The organism is Streptomyces sp. 71268, assembly GCF_029392895.1.
In the GTDB taxonomy this organism is placed as follows: domain Bacteria; phylum Actinomycetota; class Actinomycetes; order Streptomycetales; family Streptomycetaceae; genus Streptomyces.
In genome coordinates this window covers 2,611,757-2,634,381 of the sequence record NZ_CP114200.1, presented here as the reverse complement: position 1 = coordinate 2,634,381, position 22,625 = coordinate 2,611,757, and the positions used below count along the sequence as shown (strand labels likewise).

The 22,625-nt window shown below is 72.4% G+C and carries 13 protein-coding genes and 3 pseudogenes; 7 read left to right on the top strand and 9 right to left on the bottom strand.

Annotation, left to right across the window (positions count from 1 at the left end; genetic code table 11):
* Positions 1-456 precede the first annotated feature (456 nt).
* The 5 genes from OYE22_RS09535 to OYE22_RS09515 all read left to right on the top strand — a co-directional run bounded on the left by OYE22_RS09535 (position 457) and on the right by OYE22_RS09515 (position 7,817).
* On the top strand, positions 457-1,584 hold the full coding sequence (locus OYE22_RS09535; RefSeq protein WP_277324064.1) for an FxsB family cyclophane-forming radical SAM/SPASM peptide maturase: 1,128 nt from the start codon (positions 457-459) through the stop codon (positions 1,582-1,584).
* Positions 1,581-3,107, top strand: coding sequence for an HEXXH motif-containing putative peptide modification protein (locus OYE22_RS09530; RefSeq protein ID WP_277320003.1), 1,527 nt, complete (start codon positions 1,581-1,583; stop codon positions 3,105-3,107). The genes OYE22_RS09535 and OYE22_RS09530 overlap by 4 nt, the downstream gene beginning before the upstream one ends.
* Positions 3,108-3,219: 112 nt before the next feature.
* On the top strand, positions 3,220-6,219 hold the full coding sequence (fxsT, locus tag OYE22_RS09525; protein ID WP_277320002.1) for an FxSxx-COOH system tetratricopeptide repeat protein: 3,000 nt from the start codon (positions 3,220-3,222) through the stop codon (positions 6,217-6,219).
* A 138-nt stretch (positions 6,220-6,357) separates the two neighbouring features.
* Positions 6,358-6,909 carry an isochorismatase family protein gene (locus OYE22_RS09520; protein ID WP_277320001.1) on the top strand — a complete coding sequence of 184 codons (552 nt, stop codon included), beginning with the start codon at positions 6,358-6,360 and terminating at the stop codon, positions 6,907-6,909.
* The gene (locus OYE22_RS09515) at positions 6,906-7,817 is read left to right on the top strand and encodes a DJ-1/PfpI family protein (protein WP_277320000.1); all 912 of its coding nucleotides are present in this window, start codon (positions 6,906-6,908) and stop codon (positions 7,815-7,817) included. Before OYE22_RS09520 ends, OYE22_RS09515 begins: the two co-directional genes overlap by 4 nt.
* A 222-nt stretch (positions 7,818-8,039) precedes the next feature.
* Here the strand turns inward: OYE22_RS09515 and OYE22_RS09510 are convergent, their stop codons facing one another.
* From OYE22_RS09510 to OYE22_RS09485, 6 genes and pseudogenes are all read right to left on the bottom strand, one after another.
* Positions 8,040-11,903, bottom strand: a complete 3,864-nt coding sequence (locus OYE22_RS09510) for a multifunctional oxoglutarate decarboxylase/oxoglutarate dehydrogenase thiamine pyrophosphate-binding subunit/dihydrolipoyllysine-residue succinyltransferase subunit (protein ID WP_277319999.1) — start codon at positions 11,901-11,903, stop codon at positions 8,040-8,042.
* A 239-nt stretch (positions 11,904-12,142) separates the two neighbouring features.
* On the bottom strand, positions 12,143-13,231 hold the full coding sequence (locus OYE22_RS09505) for an ATP-binding protein (RefSeq protein ID WP_277324063.1): 1,089 nt from the start codon (positions 13,229-13,231) through the stop codon (positions 12,143-12,145).
* A 1,853-nt stretch (positions 13,232-15,084) separates the two neighbouring features.
* Positions 15,085-15,834 (bottom strand): response regulator transcription factor, encoded by a 750-nt coding sequence (locus OYE22_RS09500; protein WP_277319998.1) that lies wholly within the window; start codon positions 15,832-15,834, stop codon positions 15,085-15,087.
* Positions 15,835-15,945: 111 nt separating this feature from the next.
* Positions 15,946-16,209 (bottom strand): annotated as a pseudogene (locus OYE22_RS09495) (spermidine synthase); the annotation flags it as partial.
* A 162-nt stretch (positions 16,210-16,371) separates the two neighbouring features.
* Positions 16,372-16,578: pseudogene (locus tag OYE22_RS09490) on the bottom strand (spermidine synthase); the annotation flags it as partial.
* 249 nt (positions 16,579-16,827) lie between these two features.
* A pseudogene (locus tag OYE22_RS09485) lies at positions 16,828-17,073 on the bottom strand (hypothetical protein); the annotation flags it as partial.
* A gap of 1,316 nt (positions 17,074-18,389) precedes the next feature.
* Here OYE22_RS09485 and OYE22_RS09480 point away from each other — a divergent pair.
* Positions 18,390-18,950 (top strand): rhomboid-like protein, encoded by a 561-nt coding sequence (locus OYE22_RS09480; RefSeq protein ID WP_277319997.1) that lies wholly within the window; start codon positions 18,390-18,392, stop codon positions 18,948-18,950.
* Positions 18,951-19,079: 129 nt separating this feature from the next.
* On the opposite strand, the gene OYE22_RS09475 is transcribed toward OYE22_RS09480, so the two are convergent.
* Positions 19,080-19,754: a winged helix-turn-helix transcriptional regulator gene (locus OYE22_RS09475; protein ID WP_277319996.1), complete on the bottom strand. Its 675-nt coding sequence runs from the start codon at positions 19,752-19,754 to the stop codon at positions 19,080-19,082.
* A gap of 172 nt (positions 19,755-19,926) precedes the next feature.
* On the opposite strand from OYE22_RS09475, the gene OYE22_RS09470 reads away from it, so the two are divergent.
* Positions 19,927-20,316, top strand: a complete 390-nt coding sequence (locus OYE22_RS09470) for a VOC family protein (RefSeq protein WP_277319995.1) — start codon at positions 19,927-19,929, stop codon at positions 20,314-20,316.
* 273 nt (positions 20,317-20,589) lie between these two features.
* Here the strand turns inward: OYE22_RS09470 and OYE22_RS09465 are convergent, their stop codons facing one another.
* Together OYE22_RS09465 and OYE22_RS09460 are read right to left on the bottom strand one after the other, a co-directional pair.
* Positions 20,590-21,270, bottom strand: a complete 681-nt coding sequence (locus tag OYE22_RS09465; RefSeq protein ID WP_277319994.1) for a response regulator transcription factor — start codon at positions 21,268-21,270, stop codon at positions 20,590-20,592.
* On the bottom strand, positions 21,267-22,520 hold the full coding sequence (locus OYE22_RS09460; RefSeq protein WP_277319993.1) for a sensor histidine kinase: 1,254 nt from the start codon (positions 22,518-22,520) through the stop codon (positions 21,267-21,269). The genes OYE22_RS09465 and OYE22_RS09460 overlap by 4 nt, the downstream gene beginning before the upstream one ends.
* Positions 22,521-22,625 lie beyond the last annotated feature (105 nt).

Genomic DNA, 22,625 nt, shown 5'->3' with positions numbered 1-22,625 from the left:
TGGGGTAGTGGACAGAGGGGCATCGCCGGGGGCGGCGCCCACCGCGCGCGGGCCAACGGGCGGCGCGCGCGGCCGAGTCGGGGCACCGCTCAGGCGGCGCCGGTGGGGCCGGGAGACGGCCGAGGGGGCCTGGTACAGCGTGCGTCGCGGGCCGTGCGCGGTGCGGTACGGGTGCGCGGCGCGGTGTGTGGTCGAGGTGGCGGTGGGGTGGCGCCGGAGCGCCCAGCGGGACGGTGAGGGGGATGAGGAGCAGTGGAGGGAGCGGCGGGGGAGCGGCGGCCCGTATCGACCGCCGCCACGGCCCCACACCGAGCGGCCATCCCCGTGCCCGCTCCGCGCGCCCCCGCCCGGCTTCCCGCCCAGGCCCACTCCGCGGACCGGGCCCCGGCACCGGCCCCCGACGCCCGCGCCGGGCCCGCTGCCGTCGGTGCGCCACGGGTTCCCTTCCGGCAGTTCATCCTCAAGGTCAACGGCCGGTGCAACCTCAACTGCCGCTACTGCTACCTCTACGCGGGCCCGGACGGCGGCTGGCGCCACCGGCCGGCCGGCGCCAGCGACGCCGTGCGCGCGCGGGTCGCCCACCGCATCGCCGAACACGCCAGCGCGCACAGCCTGCGCGAGATCTCCCTCGTCCTGCACGGCGGTGAGCCGCTGCTCGCCGGGGCCGACGCCCTGGCCGCCACCGTCGGACAGGTGCGCGCGGCCGTGCCGGCAAGCTGCGCGGTGCACGCCGTCATCCAGACCAACGGCACCCTGCTCACCGAGGCCGGCCTGCGCACCCTGCGCGCCGCCGGCATCCGCGTCGGAGTGAGCCTGGACGGCGGCCTGGAGCGGCACAACCGGGAGCGGGTCGACCACGCAGGCCGCCCGTCCTGGACGGCCGCGACGCGCGGCCTGCGCCTGCTGGCCGGGCACCCGGAGGCGTACGCCGGCGTGCTGTGCGTCGTGGACGTGGCCGGCGACCCGGCCGAGGTGTACGCGTCGCTGCTCGCCTTCGAACCGCCGATGCTGGACTTCCTGCTCCCGCACGGCAACTGGAGCGCCCCGCCACCCGGGCTGACCGCCGCGGGCCTTGGCCGCGCCCCCTCGTCCGCCGCCCGCGCGGCCCCGTACGGGCGGTGGCTGGCCGCCGTCTTCGACCAGTGGTGGCGCGCGGACCGGCGCCGGGTGCGGGTGCGGCTGTTCGAGGAGTGTCTGGCGCTGCTGCTCGGGCTGCCGGCCGCGACCGAGTCGCTCGGCCTCCAGCCGTTCACGGCGGCGGTGGTGGAGACCGACGGCGCCATCGAGCAGAGCGACGCGCTGAAGTCCGTGTACGAGGGCGCCGCAGCCACCGGCCTCGACGTCTTCCGGCACTCCTTCGACGACGCGCTGGCCCACCCCGGCGTCGCCGCCCGGCAGGCCGGCGCCGCCGCGCTCGCCGCCGACTGCCTGCGCTGCCCCGTGGTGCGGGTCTGTGGCGGCGGCCACTACGCGCACCGGTACGGCGCCGGCGCCGGCTTCCGTCACCCGTCCGTGTACTGCGCGGACCTGCGTCACCTGATCGAGCACATCGCGGGCCGCGTCACCGAGGCGGCGGGCGCGTGAACGAGCCGGTCCCCACGTGGATGCTCCGCGAACTCGGCCGGGCCGACGGCGGGGCGCGAACCCTCGGCGCCCTCGTCGACGGCCAACACGCCCGCCGCCTGCTGCTGTTGCGGCTGCTCCTGGACGCCGTGCGCACGGCGCCGGCCACCGTGCTCCCGCCCGCCGCCGCCGCGCTCGCCCACGAGCACTGGACACTCCTCGAAGACGTCGACCGCGCCGCCCCCGAAGCGGCCCGCGCGGCCCTGTACTACCCGCTGGCCGGCCCCTGGGCCGAGCGCTGCGTACGCGGCCTGACCGGACCGCCACCGCTGTCGCCCGCGCAGCAGCCGCCACCACCGGCCGGCGCCGGCCGTCCCGGGCAGCCGGCGGTCGCCGCGGACCTCGCCCACCTCGGGGGGTTCGCCGTGGCCGCGGCGGCGCGCGGCGGACGTACCTTCCGTACCCGCCTGGCCGTCCGGGCGGGCCAGGTCACGCTGCCCGCGCTCGGCGCCCTGCGAGTGCGCCCCGCCGCTCCGAGCGCGCCCCCGCCACGCGGCGAGCCACCGCCCGCCGGTCGCCGCGGGGCGGGCCCCGCCCCACACCCAGCCCGCCCCGGCCCGTACGCCGCCGCCGGGAACACCGTGTGGGTGCGGGGCGCGGAGGGCGTGCTGACCGTGTCCGGGGCCGGCATCGCGCCGGCCGTGCTGCGGCCCGACGGGCGCGGCGGCTGGCGCTCGGACGACCCGCGCTGGCGCCCGGTGCACGCGCTGGCGGACGGCCCCGTACGCATACTCCTCGACGACGCCGACCCCTACCGCGCGGTGGACGACGAGGCCCGGCAGCACGGCCTGTTCGACTTCGGCACGCTCACCGTGGGCCAGCGCGAGCGGTGGCACGCGACCTGGCGCGCCGCGCTGCCCCTGCTGACCCTGACCGGGCAGCGCCCCCTGGTGGACGCCGGCCTGTTGAGCTGCGTCATCCCCATGACCCGGCCGCCCGGGGCCGCGCGGCGCGCCGACGGCGCCGCGCACTCCAGCGGCACCCGCCGCGAGGCGTTCGGCGCCGTGCTGGCCAGCGCGCCCGGCGGGCCCGCCACGCTGGCGGCGACGCTGGTGCACGAGCTGCACCACGCCAAGCTGGCCGCCGTCAGCGACCTCACCCCGCTGCACACCGCCGGCCCCCCGCGTCGCTACTGGGCCCCCTGGCGCCCCGACGCCCGCCCCTTCGACGGCCTGTTGCACGGGGCGTACGCCCATCTGGCGCTGGCCGACTACTGGCAGCGGGTGGCGCTCGCCCCGGTCGACCCGGAACTGCGCGACCTGGCCTGGGCCGAGCACGCGCGCTGCCGCGAGCAGGTGGGGGCGATACTGCCCACCCTGTCGGGCTCGCGCCAACTCACCTCGGCTGGCAGGGTGTTACTCGAGGAGCTGGTCGCGCTGCACACGAGGATGAAGGGCACGCCCCCGCCGGCGAGGTACCTGGCGCGTGCGGCGGCCTACGTGGAAACGGCCCGTCTCACCTGGCGGAGGCAGCACACACGATGAACTGCCCAGGGGTGAAACGCGGGTGTATGTTCCCCACACAGTGGCTGACGGGTCGTCGGATGGACCCGGGCGCTGTTCAGATCGCATGGAGCAACACGAGGGAGACGGTCGGATGGCCGTAGTGCGCAAGTCCCCTGCTGCCGCCGAACGGCAGCCCGTCACCATCAGCTACGCCGGCTTCAACCGCGCCTGGGCCGCCTGGATCGGTGACCGGCTCGAACGCCACGGCCACCGGGTCGCCTTCCAGCGCTGGGACCCGCCGGTCGAGACGCCGCTCGAAGACGCGCTGCGCGACCTGATGCTCGCCGAGGGGCGGATCCTCCTCCTGCTGAGCGACTGGTACTTCCGGCTCGGCCCGCGCACCCACGACCAGTGGAACCACGCGCTGCGCACCGTCGTCGCGCCCAACACCGACCGGTTCGCGGCCGTCACCGTCACCGACGCCGCCATGCCCACCGCGACCGCGGCCCTCAACGTCACCGAACTCGGCGTCGCGGGCCCCCGCGAGGCCGAGCGCAGGCTCCTGGCCCGCCTCGGCACCCCCTACAGCGCGGCCCCGGCCACCGCCGCCGAGCCCACCGGCCCCCGCTTCCCCCGTGACCAGCCGCGCGTCTGGGGCGGCGTGCCGCGCCGCAACATCCGCTTCACCGGACGCGAGGGCGCGCTGAGCGAGATCTACCACCAGCTCAACGGCGCCGAGGCCAGCGCCGCGGTGGTCACGCTGCTCGGCATGTCCGGCGTCGGCAAGACCCAGACCGCCGCCGAGTACGTGTACCGCTTCGGCTCCGAGTACGACATGGTCTGGTGGGTCCCCGCCGACCAGCGCGGCACGCTGCGCCAACGGCTGGCCGAACTCGCCCCCGCGCTCGGCCTGAGCGCCGGCCCCGAGTACGGCGAGCGGCTGCGCGCCGTGCACGACGCGCTGCGCCGCGGCACCCCCTACAGCCGCTGGCTGCTCGTCCTGGACGGCGCCGACGACCCGGAGACCGTCGCCGACCTGCTGCCCAGCGGCCCCGGCCACGTGTTGATCACCTCGCAGAACCGGGACTGGGACGAGCACAACACGTCCCTGGTCGAGATCCCCGTCTACGAGCGCGAGGAGAGCGTGGCCTTCGTCCGCCGCCGCGCGCGACGCATCTCCGCGCACGAGGCCGACCTGCTCGCCGACGCGCTGGGCGACCTGCCGCTCGCCCTCGACCAGACCGCCGGCTCGCTCAACGACTCGACCATGCCGGTCGAGGAGTACATCGAACTGCTGCGCACCGGCGCCGACATCGAGGTGGGCCTCAAGGTCGCGGCCGACTTCCCCATGACGTACTACACCGCCTTCTCGATACTGCTCAACCGGCTGCGGGAGTCCGTGCCCGAGGCGGTCGACCTGCTGCGGCTGTGCTCCTTCTTCGCCCCGGGCCCGGTCCCGCTCGGGCTGCTGCGCGAGCTGCCGGCCCGCGACCTGCCCGAGCAGTTGCGCGGCCTGATGGACGACCCGCTGCGCTGGACGTCCTCGATCAGCAAGCTCGTGCAGTACTCGGTGGTGCGCACCGAGAACCCCGAGGACGGCACCGACGAGCCCACCGCCGGCACCGAGGTGCTGCACCTGCACCGCATGGTCCACCAGACCGTGCGGGCCGGCATGCCCGAGGAGGACCGCGCCGAGTACTCCCGGGTCGCCCGCCGGGCGCTGGCCAACTCCGACCCGGGCCGCCCCACCGACACCCGGCTGTGGCCCCGGTACGCGGAACTCGTCCCGCACCTGGAGGCGTCCGGCTCCTACGTCAGCACGCACGGCGCCGTGCAGCGCCTGGTCCTCAACTGCCTGCGCTACCTCTTCCTGAGCGGCGAGTACCGCACCGGCCTCCAGATCGCCGAGCGGGTCACCCCGAAGTGGCACGAGCTGCTCGGCCCCACCCACCCGCGCGTCTGGGACCTCGCGTACCACCACGTCAACCTGCTGCGCTCGGTCGGCCGGTACGCCGAGGCCGAGCAGCTCGACCGGGCCGCCGCCGACCACCTGCGCGCCGAGCGCGGCGAACACGACCTCGACCTGCTGCGCGCGGTCACCGGGCTCGCCGCCGACCTGCGCGCGCTCGCCCGCTACGACGAGGCGCTCGACCTCCAGCAGTCGGTGCTGCGCGAGTACACCGACCTCGTCGGCGAACAGGACTCGCGCACGCTGGGCGCGCTGAACAACCTCGCCGTCTCCTACCGCGTGCTCGGCCGGTACACGGAGGCTCTGGAGATGGACCGGCGCGCCCTGGAGGCCCGCCGCGAGCACTTGCGCCCCCGGCACAACTGGACCCTGTTCTCCGAGATCAACTACGCCTGGGACCTGCGCCTGCTCGGCCGCTACGAGGAGGCCATCTCCATCCAGGAGCCGAGCGTCGAGGTGCACCGGGACGTGATGGGTCCCGACAACCCGCAGACGCTGCGCGCCGAGCACAACCTGGCGATGTGTCTGTACCGGCAGGGGGACCGCACCCGTGGCATCACCCTGCTCGGCGACGTGTTGGAGCGCTGCGAGCGGGTGCTGGGCGACACCGACCCGCTCACGCTGATGGCCGCCTCCAGCTACGGCTGCATGCAGCGCGAACACGGTGACCTGGACCTGGCCCGCCGGCTGGGCGAGGGGGTGCTCAACCGCTACCGCGAGATGCTCGGCCCCCGCCACCCGTACGCCGTCGGCAGCTCCGTCAACCACGCGCTGGTGCTGCGGGCCGCGGGGGAGCGGCAGCCGTCGGCGATGCTGGTCGAGGAGGCGCTGGTCACCATGACCGCCGCGGTCGGCGAGCGGCACCCGTGGACGCTGGGCGTCGCCCTCAACGCCACCGCGACCCGCAACCTGATGGGCGACCCGGAGGGCGCCGCCGAGCTGAGTCGCAGGACCAGCCAACTGGCCGCCGAGGTCCTGGGCTCCCAGCACCCGTTGGCGCTCTCGTGTCAGGTGGCGCTCGCGGCCGACCTGCGCGTGCTGCGCGACCGGCAGCAGGCCGAGAAGGTGGAGGAGGCGGCGCTGAGCGCGCTCTCCGACACCCTCGGCTCCCAGCACGTGCACACCATCTCGGCCCGCTCGCGGGCCAGGCCGTTCTGGGACTTCGAGAACCACGCGCACTAGCCACGCCGCCCGGCCCGGCCGGGCGGCCGTTCGCGCCGCCGCCCGGCCCGGGGCCGGCGGCGGGCTGACCAGATCGGTCCGCCGCCAGCCTGGATCGGGCCTGTCGACCGCCCGTACGCGCTGGCCACCATGGGTGGCATGAAGCGAGCACTCATCGTCATCGATGTCCAGGAATCCTTCCGCGCCCTCCCCTCGTGGGAGCGGATCGGCAACCCGAAGATCGCCGAGCCGGTCAACCGACTGGTCCGGCTCGCCCGCGCGAGCGGCGACCTCGTGGTGTGGGTGCTGCACACCGCGCCCGGCAGCGGCACCCCCTTCGACCCCGACTCGGGACACGTCCGCTTCCTCGCGGAGTTGGACGAGCCGGCGCCCGACGAGCCCGTGCTGCGCAAGACGGTGCACAACGCCTTCACCACCACCAACCTCCAGCACCTGCTGACCCGCGCGGGCGTGGGCGAGATGTGGCTGTGCGGCATCCGTACCGAACAGTGCGTGGAGACCACCACCCGGCTCGCCAGCGACCTGGGGTACGCGGCCGTCCTCGTCACCGACGCCACCACCACCAACCCGCTCGGCGGTCTCAGCGCCGAGGAGATCATCGAGCGCACCGAGGTGGCCCTGCGGGACCGGTTCGCCCGCATCGCGACGGTGGCGGAGCTGGCCGCCGAACAGGGATCATCGACCGGGTGAGCCACGTCGTCTTCGTCCTGCTGCCCCAGGTCCACCTGCTCGACGTCGCCGGGCCGGCCCAGGTCTTCGGCACGGCGGTGAGCTGCGGGCAGCCCTACCGGCTCAGTTACGTGGCCGAACACGAAGACGTACCCAGCGCCCAGGGGCTGCCGCTGACCGCCGGGACCCGGTGGCCGACGCTGGGGCCGGGCGACCTCGTCGTGGTCCCCGGCTGGCAGACGACCACGCTGCGCGCGGGGCCGGGCCCCGGCCCCGCGCTCCTGGAGCGGATGCGCGCGCACCACGCCGCGGGGGGCACCGTGGCCAGCGTGTGCGCCGGGGCGGAGGCGCTGGGCCGAGCCGGCCTCCTGGACGGCCGCCGCTGCACCACCCACCACGCGCACCAGGACGAGCTGGCCGCCCGCTACCCGCGGGCCACCGTCGTCCGCGACGTGCTGTTCACCTCCGACGACCGGGTGGTGACCTCGGCGGGCATCGCCAGCGGCATCGACCTGGCGCTGCACCTGCTCTCCGTACGACACGGCCCGGCGCTGGCCGCCCGGGTCGCGCGCGGCATGGTCGTCTACGCCCGCCGCAACGGCCACGAACCGCAGACCAGCGCCATGCTGCGGCACCGCGCGCACCTGGACGACACCGTCCACCGCGTCCAGGACCTCATCGACGCCCGCTTCACCGAGCCCCTGACGCTCGCCCGGCTGGCCGACCACGCCGGCGTCAGCCAACGCACCCTGACCCGGCTCTTCGGCCGCGCCACCGGCGGCCTGACTCCGCTGCGCTACCAGCAGACGCTGCGCCTGGAGCGCGCCGCGCACCTGATCAGCCACGGCGCGACGGTGGAGGCCGCCGCGCGGGACGTGGGCTTCGAGGACGCCCGCATGCTCCGCAGGCTGCGCGCCCGCGCCGCTTGAGCCCCGCGCCACCTGACGCCAGCGCCGCGCCGCCCCGGGGGCCGCCCCCGCCTCGTCTTCCGCTCCGAGCCCGCCGCGCCCCGGGGCCACCTCGGAGCCGCCCCCCGCCACGCGCGAGGGCCCGGCCCCGTTCGGAAACGGGGCCGGGCCCTTGCTTCGTACCGCTTCAACGGCCCGCGCGGCCGGCTTCCGCTCTCAGCGGGTGCCGGCCGCACGTCGCCACTAGAGGTCGAACACCTCGTTGACCAGTGCCTGCTGCTCGGCCTGGTGCCGCTTGTTGGAACCGACGGCCGGGGACGAGGAGTGCGGCCGGGAGACCCGACGCAGTCGCTCGGCCGGCGGCAGGTCGGCGCCCACGCCCAGGTCCAGGTGGTCGATCAGGTTCAGCGCGATGAACGGCCAGGCGCCCTGGTTGCCGGGCTCCTCCTGCGCCCAGACGTACTGCTGCACGCCCGGGTACTTGGCCATCTCGGCCTGGAGCTCCTTGCCGGGCAGCGGGTACAGCCGCTCGATACGGACCAGCGCCGTGTCGTTCGCGCCCCGCTTGTCCCGCTCGGCGACCAGGTCGTAGTAGACCTTGCCGGAGCAGAAGACGACCTTGCGCACGTTCGCCGCGTTGGCCTCGGCCACCGGGTCGCCGATCACCGGGCGGAAGCCGCCGGTGGTGAACTCCTCCGTCTTGGAGGCCGCCGCCTTCAGCCGCAGCAGCATCTTCGGCGTGAAGATGATCAGCGGCTTGTGGTGCGGGTTGTGCACCTGCCAGCGCAGCAGGTGGAAGTAGTTCGACGGCAGTGTCGGCATGGCGACGGTCATGTTGTTCTGCGCGCACAGCTGCAGGAAGCGCTCGGGGCGGGCCGAGGAGTGGTCCGGGCCCTGGCCCTCGTAGCCGTGCGGCAGCAGCAGCGTGACGCCGGAGGTCTGGCCCCACTTCTGCTCGGAGGAGGAGATGAACTCGTCCACGACGGTCTGCGCGCCGTTGACGAAGTCACCGAACTGCGCCTCCCACATGACCAGCGACTCCGGCCGGGCCAGCGAGTAGCCGTACTCGAAGCCCATCGCCGCGTACTCGCTCAGCAGCGAGTCGTAGACGTTGTACCGGGCCTGGTCCTCGGAGAGGTAGAGCAGCGGGGTGTAGTCCTCGCCGGTCTCCCGGTCCACCAGCACCGCGTGGCGCTGGCCGAACGTGCCGCGCCGCGAGTCCTGGCCGGCGAGCCGCACCGGCGTGCCCTCCATCAGCAGCGAGCCGATGGCCAGCGTCTCACCCATGCCCCAGTCGATCGTGTCGTCCTCGATCATCGCCATCCGGCGCTGGAGCTGCGGCAGCAGCCGCGGGTGGACCGTGACCCGGTCGGGCACGTTGACCTGCGACTCGGCGATCCGCTTGATGACCTCCCGGGAGACCGCGGTCTCCACGTGCACCGGGAACTCGGCCTGCGGCTGCGGCACCTCCGCCGGGGCGGGGGCCGACGTGGCGTCCCGCACCTCGGTGAAGACCTTCTCCAGTTGACCCTGGAAGTCCTGCAGCGCCTGCTCGGCCTCCTCCAGCGTGATGTCGCCCCGGCCGATCAGCGACTCGGTGTACAGCTTGCGCACCGAGCGCTTCTTGTCGATCAGGTCGTACATCAGCGGCTGGGTGAAACCGGGGTTGTCGGTCTCGTTGTGGCCACGGCGGCGGTAGCAGATGAGGTCGATGACCACGTCCTTGTTGAACGCCTGGCGGAACTCGAAGGCCAGCCGCGCGACGCGGACCACGGCCTCCGGGTCGTCACCGTTCACGTGGAAGATCGGCGCCTCGATCATGCGGGCCACGTCGGTGGCGTACATCGAGGAGCGGGACGCGGCCGGGGCGGCGGTGAAGCCGACCTGGTTGTTGATGACGATGTGCACGGTGCCGCCGGTGCGGTAGCCGCGCAACTGCGACATGTTCAGCGTCTCCGCGACGACGCCCTGGCCCGCGAAGGCCGCGTCACCGTGCAGCGCCACCGGCAGCACGGTGAAGTCCGTGCCGCCCTTGCCGATGATGTCCTGCTTGGCGCGCGCGACACCCTCGACGACCGGGTCCACCGCCTCCAGGTGGGAGGGGTTGGCGGTCAGCGAGACCTGGATCTGCTCGCCGTCCAGGCCCGTGAAGGTGCCCTCGGCGCCCAGGTGGTACTTCACGTCGCCGGAACCGTGCATCGACTTCGGGTCGAGGTTGCCCTCGAACTCCCGGAAGATCTGCGCGTACGACTTGCCGACGATGTTGGCCAGCACGTTCAGCCGGCCACGGTGGGCCATGCCGATGACGACCTCGTCCAGGCGCGCCTCGGCGGCCGAGTCGATCACGGCGTCGAGCAGCGGGATGACCGATTCGCCGCCCTCGAGCGAGAACCGCTTCTGGCCGACGTACTTGGTCTGCAGGAACGTCTCGAACGCCTCGGCCGCGTTCAGCCGGCGCAGGATGCGCAGCTGCTCCTCGCGCTCCGGCTTGGAGTGCGGGCGCTCCACCCGGTCCTGGATCCACTTGCGCTGCTTCGGGTCCTGGATGTGCATGAACTCGATGCCGGTGGTGCGGCAGTACGAGTCCCGCAGCACGCCGAGGATGTCGCGCAGCTTCATCATCGACTTGCCGGAGAAGCCGCCGACCGCGAACTCGCGCTCCAGGTCCCACAGCGTGAGCCCGTGCTCGGTGATGTCCAGGTCGGGGTGCTTGCGCTGGCGGTACTCCAGCGGGTCGGTGTCGGCCATGACGTGGCCGCGGACCCGGTAGGAGTGGATCAGCTCGAAGACGCGGGCGGCCTTGGTGACATCGTCGTCGTGCGAGGCGTCGATGTCCCGCAGCCAACGGATCGGCTCGTACGGGATGCGCAGCGACTTGAAGATGTCGTCGAAGAACTCGTTCTCGCCCAGCAGCAACTGGTTCATCACGCGCAGGAACTCGCCGGAGGCGGCGCCCTGGATCACGCGGTGGTCGTAGGTGCTGGTCAGCGTCATGACCTTGGCGACACCGAGGCGGTTCAGGGTGTCCTGCGAGGTGCCCTGGAACTCCGCCGGGTAGTCCATCGCGCCGACGCCGATGATCAGGCCCTGGCCGGGCATCAGCCGCGGCACCGAGTGCACGGTGCCGATGCCGCCCGGGTTGGTCAGCGACGCGGTGACTCCGGTGAAGTCCTCCATCGTCAGCTTGTTGTCCCGGGCCCGGCGGACGATGTCCTCGTACGCCTGCCAGAACTCGAAGAAGTTGAGCGTCTCGGCCTTCTTGATCGCCGCGACGACGAGCTGCCGGTCACCGTTGGGCTTGACCAGGTCGATGGCGAGGCCGAGGTTGATGTGCTCCGGCTTGACCAGCGTCGGCTTGCCGTCCTTCTCCGTGAAGGAGTAGTTCATCGACGGCATGGCCTTCAGCGCCTGCACCATGGCGAAGCCGATGAGGTGCGTGAAGGACACCTTGCCGCCGCGGGCGCGCTTGAGGTGGTTGTTGATGACGATGCGGTTGTCGAACAGCAGCTTCACCGGAACCGCGCGCACGGACGTGGCCGTGGGCAGTTCGAGCGAGGCGTTCATGTTCTTCGCGACCGCGGCCGACGGGCCGCGCAGCGTCACCAGCTCGGGCCCGGCGCTCGGTGTCTCCTGCTTCGCGGCGGGCTTGGGGGCCGGCCGGTCGGCGGGGGTGGCCTTGGCGGGCGCGGCCTTGGCGGCGGGCGCGGCCTTGGCCGGCTCCGCCTTCGCGGGCGCGGGTTGCGCGGCGGCGGGTTGCGCCGCGGCGGGTGCCGGGGCGCTGGCCGCGGGTTGCCCGGCGGCCTGGGGGGCGCTCGCGGGCGCCTGCGGTGTGGCCGGGGCGGAAGCGTTCGGTGCGGCCCCGGTTCCCGGGCCCGGCGGAGCTGCTACTCCCCCCGCCGCTGCCGGGGCCGACGCCCCGTCCTTGCCCGGCTTGTAGTCGGCGAAGAAGTCCCACCAGGCTCGGTCTACCGAGTTCGGGTCCTGGAGGTACTGCTGGTAGATCTCGTCGACGAGCCACTCATTGGGTCCGAACTCGGCGGGCGGGGTCTTCCCCTGCCCGTCGGGGTCGGTCGAGATGCTCGAAGTGTTGGGGGACTGTGGCGACACGGCGGCAACCGCCCTCTTCCGCTTCCTAAGGTGGTGGACAGCGGAAATAAAGGCTACGCCTGTTGGGACGTTTGGTGCAGGCCGCACGGGCCATGCGTCGCATACATCACATTGATCGACGGGTTTCGAGGCATGACTTGGCGGGAAACACACGGGGTTCCCCGCATGACACCCGTACCAGGCAAGGGCGCGCCGCGCCCGCACTCGGTCGAATGCGTGCTTCCGTCACCGACCATACGTCAACGTGCCTCCCGCACGTTGCCCGGAAGAGTGACCTGGATCCGGCACCCCCGGGGGGATTCGGCCACTCTGATCCGACCTCCGTGGAGATCCACGGCCCAGCGAGCGATGGCCAGGCCGAGCCCGGTGCCGCCGTCGCTACCGGGACCCTTGTGCTCGGGCCCGCCCCGGTTGAAACGCTCGAAGACACGGTGCCGCTCGGCCTCGGGAATCCCCGGCCCCTCGTCCAGCACCTCGAGCACCAGGCTCTGTGGCGCCTCGCCGCCGCGCGCCCGCACCGTGACCCGGCCGCGCCGGGGGCTGTGCTTGATCGCGTTGTCGATCAGGTTGGCCACCACCTGGTGCAGTCGCTCCGTGTCCGCCGTCGCGGTGAGGTCGAGGGGCGAGACGTCCAGGTGCAGGTGCACGTCCCCGCGCGCGCTCACCCCGGACGAACCGGCCGCCGCCGCGCGCGCCCCGCTGGCCATGCTGGCCTCCTTGAGGATGCCCGCCAGATACGGCCACACCTCGAAGGAGCGCGCGTGCAACGGCACCACGCCGTTGTCGAGGCGCGACAGGTCGAGCAACTGCTCCACGAGCCGGCCGAGCCGCTCCGTCTGCTTGAGCGCCGTACGCATCGTCTCCGGATCGGCGTCCGAAACGCCGTCCACCACGTTCTCCAGCACCGCGCGCAACGCCGCGATCGGCGTGCGCAGCTCGTGCGAGACGTTGGCGACCAGTTCCTTACGGTGCCTGTCGACCGCCTCCAGGTCGGCGGCCATGCGGTTGAACGACGCCGCGAGGGCACCGAACTCGTCCCGCCGGCCGGCCGCCCGCACCCGCCGCGTGTAGTTCCCGTGCGCCATCGCCTGGGTGACCTCGGTCATCTCGTCCAGCGGCGCGGTCAGACCGTGCGCCACGAACTGCGTGACCAGGAGCGAGGCGATGATCGAGAAGATCGTGATGATCCGCAGCTCGGTCTCCGACCGCACCGCCACGAACACCAGCAGCGTCGTGATGATCACCGAGACGATCACCAACGCACCCAGAGCGGCCTTCACCGAACGGTACGGATCAAGCGGGCGCAGCGCCTCCCACAACCAGCTCAGCGCCGCCGCGACCCGCTTACGGGCACGCGGGAACCGCCACTTTTGCCCTGCGCGATCCGCCGACTCCGTCACCCACCGCCCTCGCACCGGCATCCGCCACCCTCGCACCGGCATCCGCCACCCTCGCTCGTCCACGCGCCGCTCCCGCCGTTCCGTATGTCGTTCCCTTCGCCACTCCTGCCACTCCCCGCGCCACGACCGCTCCCGCGCCAGCCGCCCCTCGCCCTTGTCGACGCCCGTACCGCGGGTCCCCGCGGCCCTCACGGGTGCCTCGGGCGGCGTGTGGGGGTGATGTGTCCTGTGGGGACGACACCGTTGGCGGGGGCGGTGCTGCGTCCCGTGGGAGCTGCGCCCCTTGTGAGGGCGGTGCATCCCGTGGGAGCTGTGTCTCTCGTGGGGGTGGTGCGTCCTGTGGGAGCTGTGCGTCTCGTGCGGGCGGCGCCTCTCGCGAGGGCTGGGGCAGGGGAGGGGGAGGTCGGGTTCGGGGGAGTGGTGGGTGCGGCGGGGGCAGGGGATGTCCGGGGGGTTGTCGGTGTGGCGGGTGGCGTGGGCGTAGTGGCCTCCGGGAGCTTGGGGCGCGCCGTGCGTGCTGGGCTGCGGGCTTGGTGTGTGGTCGTTGGCGTCGGGTCGGGGGCCGACGCCGGGCTCGCCGGGGAACTGGGCGGGTGGGACCCGCCGGGGAAGCCGGGAAGGCGGGGCACGCTGGAGGAATCGGGCGGGTTGGGGCGACCGGGCGTGCCGTGCGTATTGCCCGCACTCCGCGTATGGGGCCGATCGTGGGGGCCGCGCCCTGCTGGCTGAGTCCCGCGCTGGCCGCGTTCGCCGCGGGCGCTGTGTACGCGGTGTGCGCGGCGCACGCGGCGTCCGCCACGGGCTTCGGGCATGTCGCGCGTGTCGCGTACGTCATGCCTGCTCCGTTCGACTGACGCGGCGCCCCCTGCGGGCCGGGCACGCCCTCGCCAGCCGTGGCCAATCCGGCCCCGGCCTCGGCCTCGATGCGGACCGCTACACCGGCGATAAGCACCGCCCGGACAGGCCGAGCCGCGAGGCGAGCGACACACGTACCCGTGGCGGCGCCGGCCGAACCACGGAAGGCCAAACGCGCGGCAGTACGCCCGACACACGGAGCCCCGGCGGCGCCCTCCGCCAGCCACGCGGTGCTGACCGTGCCCCAGGAGGCGTACTCGTCCATCCCCCCGCGCCTACCGTCTGCCGCGACGAAGGTCGGCGAGGCGCCGGCGGGCGAGGTGTAGGCGGACGAGGCCACGGCATCGAGCAGCGCCACGGCATCGAGCACTGCCACAGCACCGAGCACTGCCGCAGCACCGAGAACTGCCGCAGCATCCGCAGCGACGCTGGCCGGAGCGACCGTTTGCCGCACCGGTCCGGTCGAGACAGTTCGCCCCCACACAGCGTTCCCCGAACTGGCGCACGCGTGGGCGGCTGGGCGGATGTCATTCATGTGGTGCTTGGCCCCGTTCGCTGGTCAGCCCGCATGGTGCGGGGGCGTGCGCATGGTCGTGGGCACGGGCGCGCCCGACCCCGTGGCCGGCCCCACCAGCCGGTCAGTCGGATGCGATCGGTCGATCAGAGCCGAACCTCTGGTCGGAGGTCCTCGGCCGCACGGGCACGGCGGCGCCGACCGGCCTGACACGCGGCCTGCCCGTTCCGGGTGACCGGCCATGGCCTGCCGCGGGCGGCCCGCCGGCCACTAGCGACGGGCCGCGCGGGGCCGACCGGCCGCACCCCGGAGGAGTGCCCGAACCGACAACGGGTGCTCCCGCGCACGGACGGTGCCAGGCGCGCATCGCGGGCGGCGGCCGGGTCCGCCAAGCCGACCCGGCGCTCACCATTCATGCGGCCGGCGTCTCCAAGGCGTACCCGACGCCGTGCACCGTACGGATACGCTCCGCGCCGATCTTGCGCCGCAGCGCCTTGATGTGGCTGTCCACGGTGCGCGTGCCCGACGCGTCGGCCCAGTCCCACACCTCGGCCAGCAACTGCTCTCGTGAGAGGACCGCGCGAGGCGTGTTCGCCAGGCAGACCAACAGATCGAACTCCGTCGGCGTGAGGTGAACGTCCGAACCCCGCACCCGCACCCGCCGCTGCGCGTGATCGATCTCCAACTCGCCGAGCCGCAGGATGCCCGTACGGGGCGTGTGCGCGGCGAGCGCCGCCCGTTCCACCCGGCGCAGGAGCACGTGAACCCGCGCCGCCAGTTCGCGCATCGAGAACGGCTTCGTCATGTAGTCGTCGGCACCGACCCCGAGGCCCACCAACATGTCGGTCTCGTCGTCGCGCGCGGTCAGCATGAGCACCGGCACCGGTCGCTGCGCCTGGACCCGACGGCACACCTCAAGTCCGTCGAACCCCGGCAGCATCACATCGAGCACCAGCAGATCGGGCTGCCACGCCTCGGCCGTGTCCACGGCGGCCGGCCCATCCCCGGCCGTACGCACCTGGAATCCCTCGGCTCGCAGCCGAGCCGCTATGGCGTCGACGATCGTGGGATCGTCCTCTACGACGAGCACCCGGCGCTGCGCCCCATTGGCCCCGTTGGCAGCTCCCGCTGTGCCGCCCAGGCCGTTGTGTGTCTGCTCCATCTGCCCGCCCCTGCTGCGTTGTCCCTTGCCTGGCGCGCCGGGGTTGGTCATCCCTGGCTACCCAGGCAGCATTCGCTGGCAAGCAGCGTAAACGCAGTGTGCTTGGCTCGGCTACGCACCGCGAATCGCGAGGTGAACCACGTCTGGGACGCCTCGGGCAACGGTGATCTCTTCCGTCCGTACGGACGTGAAACCGGCATTCCGCAACGCCTCCTCAAACGCTGTCGACGGCTGCGCGGACCAGATCGCGAGCACTCCGCCGGGGTTGAGCCGCTCCCGGCAGGCCGCGAGCCCCGCGGGAGAGTACAGACCGCCGTTGTCCTCGGTCACCGTCCAGTCCGGGCCATTGTCGATATCCAGACACAGCGCGTCGTACCTCTGCTCCGCGTCGCAGGCGCGGGAACCGCTCACCGGTATCGCCGCCCCGTCCCGTGTGGGCGCGGTCCGCCCCGCACTCCGAGAGGCGGAACCGTGCTCGTCGGCATCGTGCTGGGTACTCGGTGCGGCGCTGTGGTTGGCACTGTCGGGGGACGGCCCGCGCAGATAGGCGACCAGGTCCGTGTGCAGGATCTCGGTCCGTGGGTCGGCGAGGGCGGGCCCGGTGAGTTCGGCGAGCGGTCCCCGCAGATGCCAGTCGATGACCGCCTGTTCCCGCTCGGCGACGACGATGCGCCCCCACCGCGGCTCTGCTACCGCCTCGACCAGTGAGAACCCGACCCCCAGCCCCCCGATCAACACCGCGGGCCGAAAATCCACGTCCTGAGAGCCTCGCCGCATGTGCGAGCCACTCATCCCGCCCGAGTCGCCGCCCGACCCCCCGCCGTGTATCGCGCACCGCGCCTCCGCAGCGAGCACAGACGCCAACTCGTCGCTCGCGGCCGGTACGGAAGCGGTGGTCGGCGAGCTGGCACCGGTCGCAGCCGGGGCGACACTGACATCGCCAACGGAGCCAGAACCGGAGCCGGAGCGGGCGCCCGACTCCGCACCCTGCGTGAGGGCGTTCAGCGCGGCACGGATCAGCAGCCGCTCGGACCGGCCGTCGGAGGTGTCCATCAGGAAGCAACCATTGGCAATGATCTCCCACACGGCTTCCGCGCCCTGCCCACGCCGCCGCAGCACCACCTCCCCGTAGGGCCCCTCACGACGCTCGACGGTCACCGGCCGGTCATCGGTGTCATACGGCGCGGACTCGTACGGCACAGACTCATACGGCGCGGACTCGTACGGCGCGGCGGACATGGCGCTGACCTCCGAAGGTGTGGCGGCACAAGGCTGACGGGCGGAACCGGGCCATTTTCGCCACAGCCGGGTGAGGCGGTCCAACGCGATAGGAACGCGTTGCCGGGCCAACGCGGCGCGAGCCCGTAAGCCCGCCACCCAGCGGGCGATGAAAACGAGCCCTGCGGGGTTGTCTACAGTGGCGATCATCACACTCCTTTCCTGGGGCATGTGGTTCCCGTTTGGCAGAGGGTGGAGCCTTGCGGCGCGTGGCCGCGCCATTCGTGAGAGGGGCTTCAAGGGCGGTGACCTGGTCGAAGACACCCGCTGAGTCGGCCGGCGATACGCCGCGCCGCACCGCCTGGCCCCGCTCGGTCTGGTCCCGCTTCGCCTGGTCTGGTTCCGCCTGGTCTCGCTCCGCCCGTCCCCGCACCGCGTGGGACCGGGCTATCGCCCCTCCGAACCTCACGTCCGACCACCCCCCTCTCCCGTACGACGAAACCCGCGACGAGCCCCGGTCGGACCGCCCCGCGCGCCACGCTCCTACACCTGCCACCGCCACACCCGCCCGCGCCGCACTCACGCCTCGCGCGCCCGCGCTCCGCGCACTCACGCTGGACGTGCTCGCTTCCCACCCGGCCCCGTCGGACGCACTCACGCCCCACGCGCACACGTCTCACGCGCTCACCCCTGGCCCGCGTACCTCCCAAGCACTCTCACTTGACGCCATCGGCCCGGCCTCATCGTCCGGATCGCTCGACTCGGCGCCCTTGGTCACTGGCTCAGACGGCCCGGCCGGCTCATCCGACTCGTCGTTCTCCGGCCGACCCGTCACGCCACCCCCTCCTCCGGCGCGGTCTGCCGCGACGACCAGCGCCGGGACCTCACACTTCCTCGCCCCTCGACCCGCAGTTGAGGCCGCCCGTGCCGAGATCGAGCGGCCCTCGACTCGTCCCGTGGCCGTGACGCCCGCTCACCGCGAGTCCCATGCACCCCATATCGCCATGGCGCACACCGCCTCGTGTGTCGCCGTATCAGATGCGACCGCTCCTCACGCCGCTCCGCCCGGGAAGGTGAGCGCCGCACCACGGGCGGCGGTGCCGACGGCGAACACACCCCACCTACCTGCGGCCTCGCGCCGCACCGTGCCCGGCACGGGAGATGGCGGGCGACGCCCTCGCCCAGAGTCGGCGACGCGGCCCAGACGTTGGCGGACGAACCCTGGCACTGGGTGGTCCCCGGCCCTCGCCTGGCGTGACAGGCGGGAGTGGGGTGCGCGGCTGGCATCTGCCCTGCCGAGGCCCGCCCGTACGCCCTTCACGTTCTGCTACGCCGTCGTGCTGCTGGTCACCGGCCTGTTCGTCACGTTGGGCGATCCGGGAGCGGTGAACGGTGCGCTGGAGGGTTCCAGCTCCGACGCCTCGAACCTCGCGCATCGGCCGCTGTTCGCGCTGGTAACCAGCGGTATCTGGGTAGCGGGCGGACTCACGTCACCGTCCATCGTGCTCTTCCCTTTCGTGTTGGGCGCGCTGGAGCGTCGGGTGGGCGCTTGGCGCACGGCTGCGGTGTTCGCACTCGGGCATGTGCTGGCCACGCTGTTCACGGAGTTGCCGGTCGCCGCTTCCGTGGCCTCCGGTCATCTACCGCCCAGCTCTCTTGATCGGCTCGACTACGGGATCAGCTATGGGCTGTTGGCGAGTCTGGCGGCGCTGGCTGGCCTCCTCGTGCGATGGGTTCGGTGGGCGGTTCTGGTGAGCCTGGGGGCGGTGCTCGCGTGGGACCTGATGGAACTCGCTGACCCCCTCACGAACTGGGGCCATGTGCTCGCCGTGCTCATCGGGTTGGCCTGCTGGTCGCCGCTGCGCAGTCGATCGACGCGGCACCTAGAGCAGCGCTGATCCGCGCGGAGCGACAGTGGCGCGGCCAGAGCTGCGGTGACGCCGCGGTAGCGCTGACGCCCCGCCGGGTGGTTGATGAGGTAGGCGGGTGGAACCGTGGCCGGCGCACGGTCCCACCAGCAGGGCGGGCTACCTCTGGTCGGATTGGGCAGCGGGCTCGGGGAGTGAGAAGAGGGAGAGGAAGCGCTCGACCGCGGTCAGGTCACCCTTTACGGCCAGGTCGCTCGCATGTGTCGCCTCCGTCATGTCACGCCCCCCGTATATGACGGAGGCGAGCGCGTCAGGGGGCCCCTCTATCGTCGCGTCCGGCGCCGACGTTGTACCTCTGTCGATCTCGAACACGCCGTCCGCGACCCTGGCGTGGAAGCTGTGCTGGCCCAGGTGCAGCTCGTACACCGCCTGGACACCGCTGGCCGCTTCGGGGTCGAAGTTCGTCCTGAGAGAGAGGACGAACGAGGTCGGGCTGATGCTCGCGTCGCGCTGATGGGCGGGGGACCGGGCTCCCCAGCGGCCGAGGTCGCGAATGATCGGCTCCAGCTCAAGGCCCCACTCGGTGAGTTCGTACACCCGAGCGTTGGCCGGAGGCGGAAGCGTGCGGCGATACACGACGCCTGCCTCCTCCAGCTCGTCGAGTCGGTGGGAGAGGACGTTGGTGCTGATGCCGGGCAGGTCGGCGCGCAGGTCGCCGTATCGCTTGGGACCCAGGAGGAGTTCGCGCACCACCAGGAGGGCCCAGCGTTCTCCGACGAGGTCGAGGGCATGCGCCGTGCCGCATGCGTCGTGGTAACTCCGCTTCGTGGCCATGGCGCCATCCTACGCGAGCAACTCCTGAAAAGAAAGCATCCACTTGTTTTTTAGGAGTAAGGCTTGCTACCTTGTCTTCACGGCCCCCTGGAGCGGTTGCGGGGATGTCCCAGTGCGGCACGGTGCCTGGCCGGCGTGGCCAGGGTCGTCATCGATCAGAGGAGTCACCGCGATGCGTACGGCCTTCATCAACCTGCCGGTCAGCGACGTCAAGCGATCCGTGGAGTTCTTCGGACGGTTGGGCTTCGAGTTCAACGACGAGTTCTCCGACGAGAAGACGTCGTGCATGATCGTTGAGCAGAACATCTTCGTCATGCTCCTCGAAGAGGACCGCTTCAAGGACTTCGTCAACGGCGACATCGCCGACGCCAAGAGGGTCACCGAGGTCATCACCTGTCTGTCCGCGGAGTCCAAGGAGGAAGTGGACGACACGGTCGCTCGGGCCATAGCGGCTGGCGGCAAGCCGTGGAAGCCGGCCCTGCGGGAGGGGCCGATGTACGGGGGCAGCTTCCAGGACCTGGACGGTCACGTCTGGGAGCTGGTGTACGCCGCGCAGGCGTGACGTCTCCGACAAGCCGGCACAGGTGACGGCACGGCGCTGGGCGCACGAGCGCGGTCGGCACGGCCGCGTGCGACTGGTGCGTGTCAACCGGCTCCGCGACAGCCCGACTGCTGTGGTCTGGCGCTGGCCCGCTACGGGGGTGCGGGTCGCAGTCCGGGTACTCGTCGCGAACGACGGCCGCTGTGCCTGCTGGGCAGGTGGTCGGCATCAGCGCCGTGTCATCGGCCCAAAGTCGCCCGCCCGAAGGCGTGTTGGGGACGGACGACGTAAGCGTCAGGAGTGGGGAGGCGCAGGGCGTACGAGGCCGTTCTGGTAGGCGATGACGACGAGTTGAGCACGGTCACGCGCGCCGAGTTTGGTCATGGCGCGTTGGATGTGGGTGCGGACGGTCAGCACGCTCAAGACGAGTTCCTGGGCGATCTGGTCATTGGATTTGCCGTGGGCTGCCAGAACGGTGACTTCTTGTTCGCGCGGGGTGAGATCAGCGAGGCGTTCGGCTGGGGCGAGGGGCGGACCGGAGGTGGGAAGGGTGAGGAAACGGGTGATCAGAGCCTGGGTGGCTCCGGGCGACAGGAGGGCTTCGCCGGCGGCGACGGTGCGGATGCCGTTCAGTAGCGCGTCCGTGGTGACGTACTTGCCGAGGAAGCCGCTGGCGCCCACCCGCAGCGCCTGGGCGACGTACTCCTCAGTCTCGAACATGGTCAGGATCAGGACGCGGGTGCTGGCGAGATCGGGGTCCGCGCAGATGCTGGCGGTGGCGGCGAGGCCGTCGGCACCGGGCATACGAATATCCATGAGGACGACATCGGGCCGGTGCGAGCGGGCCTGTTCTACCGCCTGACGACCGTCGGCGGCCTCGCCGACGACCTCCATGTCGTCGCATGAGTCGATCAGGAGCCGGAAGGTGCCGCGCAGCAGGGCCTGGTCGTCAGCGAGCAGGACGCGGATGGTCAACGGGTTTCCTCGTGTCGTGGTCCGGCTGGGGCGTCCGTCGGAGGGTCCGTCGGGGCTTGCGCCAGGGTGCGGGGCTGAAAGGGGAGGGCGGCGGCGACTTCGAAGCCGCCTTCGAGGCGGGGGCCGGCGCGTAGGTCGCCGCCGATGGAGTGGGCGCGCTCGCGCATGCCCATCAGTCCGTACCCGCCGCCGGGCACCGGTGGGACGGCTCCGCCGTTGGCTGTGCCGTCGTTGGTGACGGTGATGAGTAGGCGTGCGTCCTCGTAGCGGAGCTGGACTCGGGCCGCGTGGTCGGACGCGTGCTTCGTCGCGTTGGTCAGGGCCTCCTGGATGATCCGGTAGGCGGTCAGGTCCACTCCCGGGGACAGGGGTTGAGCCTCCCCCTCGGTGCTGACCGTGACCGTCAGGCCGGCCGATGCGCAGCCGGCGACCAGCGCGGGGAGGCGGTCCAGGCCCGGGGTGGGCTCCAGCGGGTCGGTGTCCGGGTCGGCGGTCTGGCGTAGGACACCCACCGTGGCGCGTAGTTCCAGGAGTGCGGAGGAGGTGGTTCCGACCAGGTCGGTCAGGATTCCACGGGTCTGTTCCGGATGGGTGTCAGCGAGGTGGGCGGCGGTGCCGGCCTGGGCGTGGGCGACGGCCATGTGGTGGGCGATGGCGTCGTGGAGTTCGCGGGCGATGCGCATGCGTTCCTCGGCGACGCGGAGCCGGGCCTCCTCTTCGCGGGTGCGTTCGGCGTGGGCGGCGCGGGCCTTGACGGATTCGAGGTAGGCGCGACGGAAGCGGCTCCCGCCGCCCAGGGACACCGGTAGCAGCAGCCACAGCACCGTGCCCACAGTGCGCAGGATGAAGTCGTCGCCGAGCGGGGCGGCGGCGAGCGAGGTGGCCACCAGCACGGCCATGGTCGCCGAGCCGTAGAGGGCGGTGGTGCGCGAGTCGGTGAGCGCGGCGAGCCAGTACAGGGCGGTCATGACGGGGGCCAACAGCAGGGGACTTGGCAGGTAGCCCAGGGCGGTCAGCACGGCCGCCGCGGTGGCGGTGACCGCGAGGGTGGCGCGCGGGTGGCTGCGACAGGCAAGGACGGCCACTCCGGAGACGACGAGAATCCAGGCGGGCCACAGCGCGGGTGGAGGTGAGGACTCGGAGGTGCTGATCCGAGCCCCGAGGAGAGTGCACACGCACACCGTCACCGCGGTCACCACGTCGGCGGCCCGAGCGTGGCGTTCCGCGTACCGTTCGAGGAGGTTGATCATCGTGGTCTCCGTAAGGGGCGTGCCGTGGTCCATGGTCGCTGATGAGGACGGCGGGCGCGCGGACCGCCCGAGGCAGCTCGCTCGGGCGGTCTCGCGGGGGAGTTG

Coding starts and splice junctions, on each gene's coding strand:
- fxsT (WP_277320002.1), top strand. CDS start 3,220: ATGGCCGTAGTGCGCAAGTCCCCTGCTGCCGCCGAACGGCAGCCCGTC.
- OYE22_RS09520 (WP_277320001.1), top strand. CDS start 6,358: ATGAAGCGAGCACTCATCGTCATCGATGTCCAGGAATCCTTCCGCGCC.
- OYE22_RS09500 (WP_277319998.1), bottom strand. CDS start 15,834: ATGGAGCAGACACACAACGGCCTGGGCGGCACAGCGGGAGCTGCCAAC.
- OYE22_RS09475 (WP_277319996.1), bottom strand. CDS start 19,754: ATGGCCACGAAGCGGAGTTACCACGACGCATGCGGCACGGCGCATGCC.
- OYE22_RS09470 (WP_277319995.1), top strand. CDS start 19,927: ATGCGTACGGCCTTCATCAACCTGCCGGTCAGCGACGTCAAGCGATCC.
- OYE22_RS09460 (WP_277319993.1), bottom strand. CDS start 22,520: ATGATCAACCTCCTCGAACGGTACGCGGAACGCCACGCTCGGGCCGCC.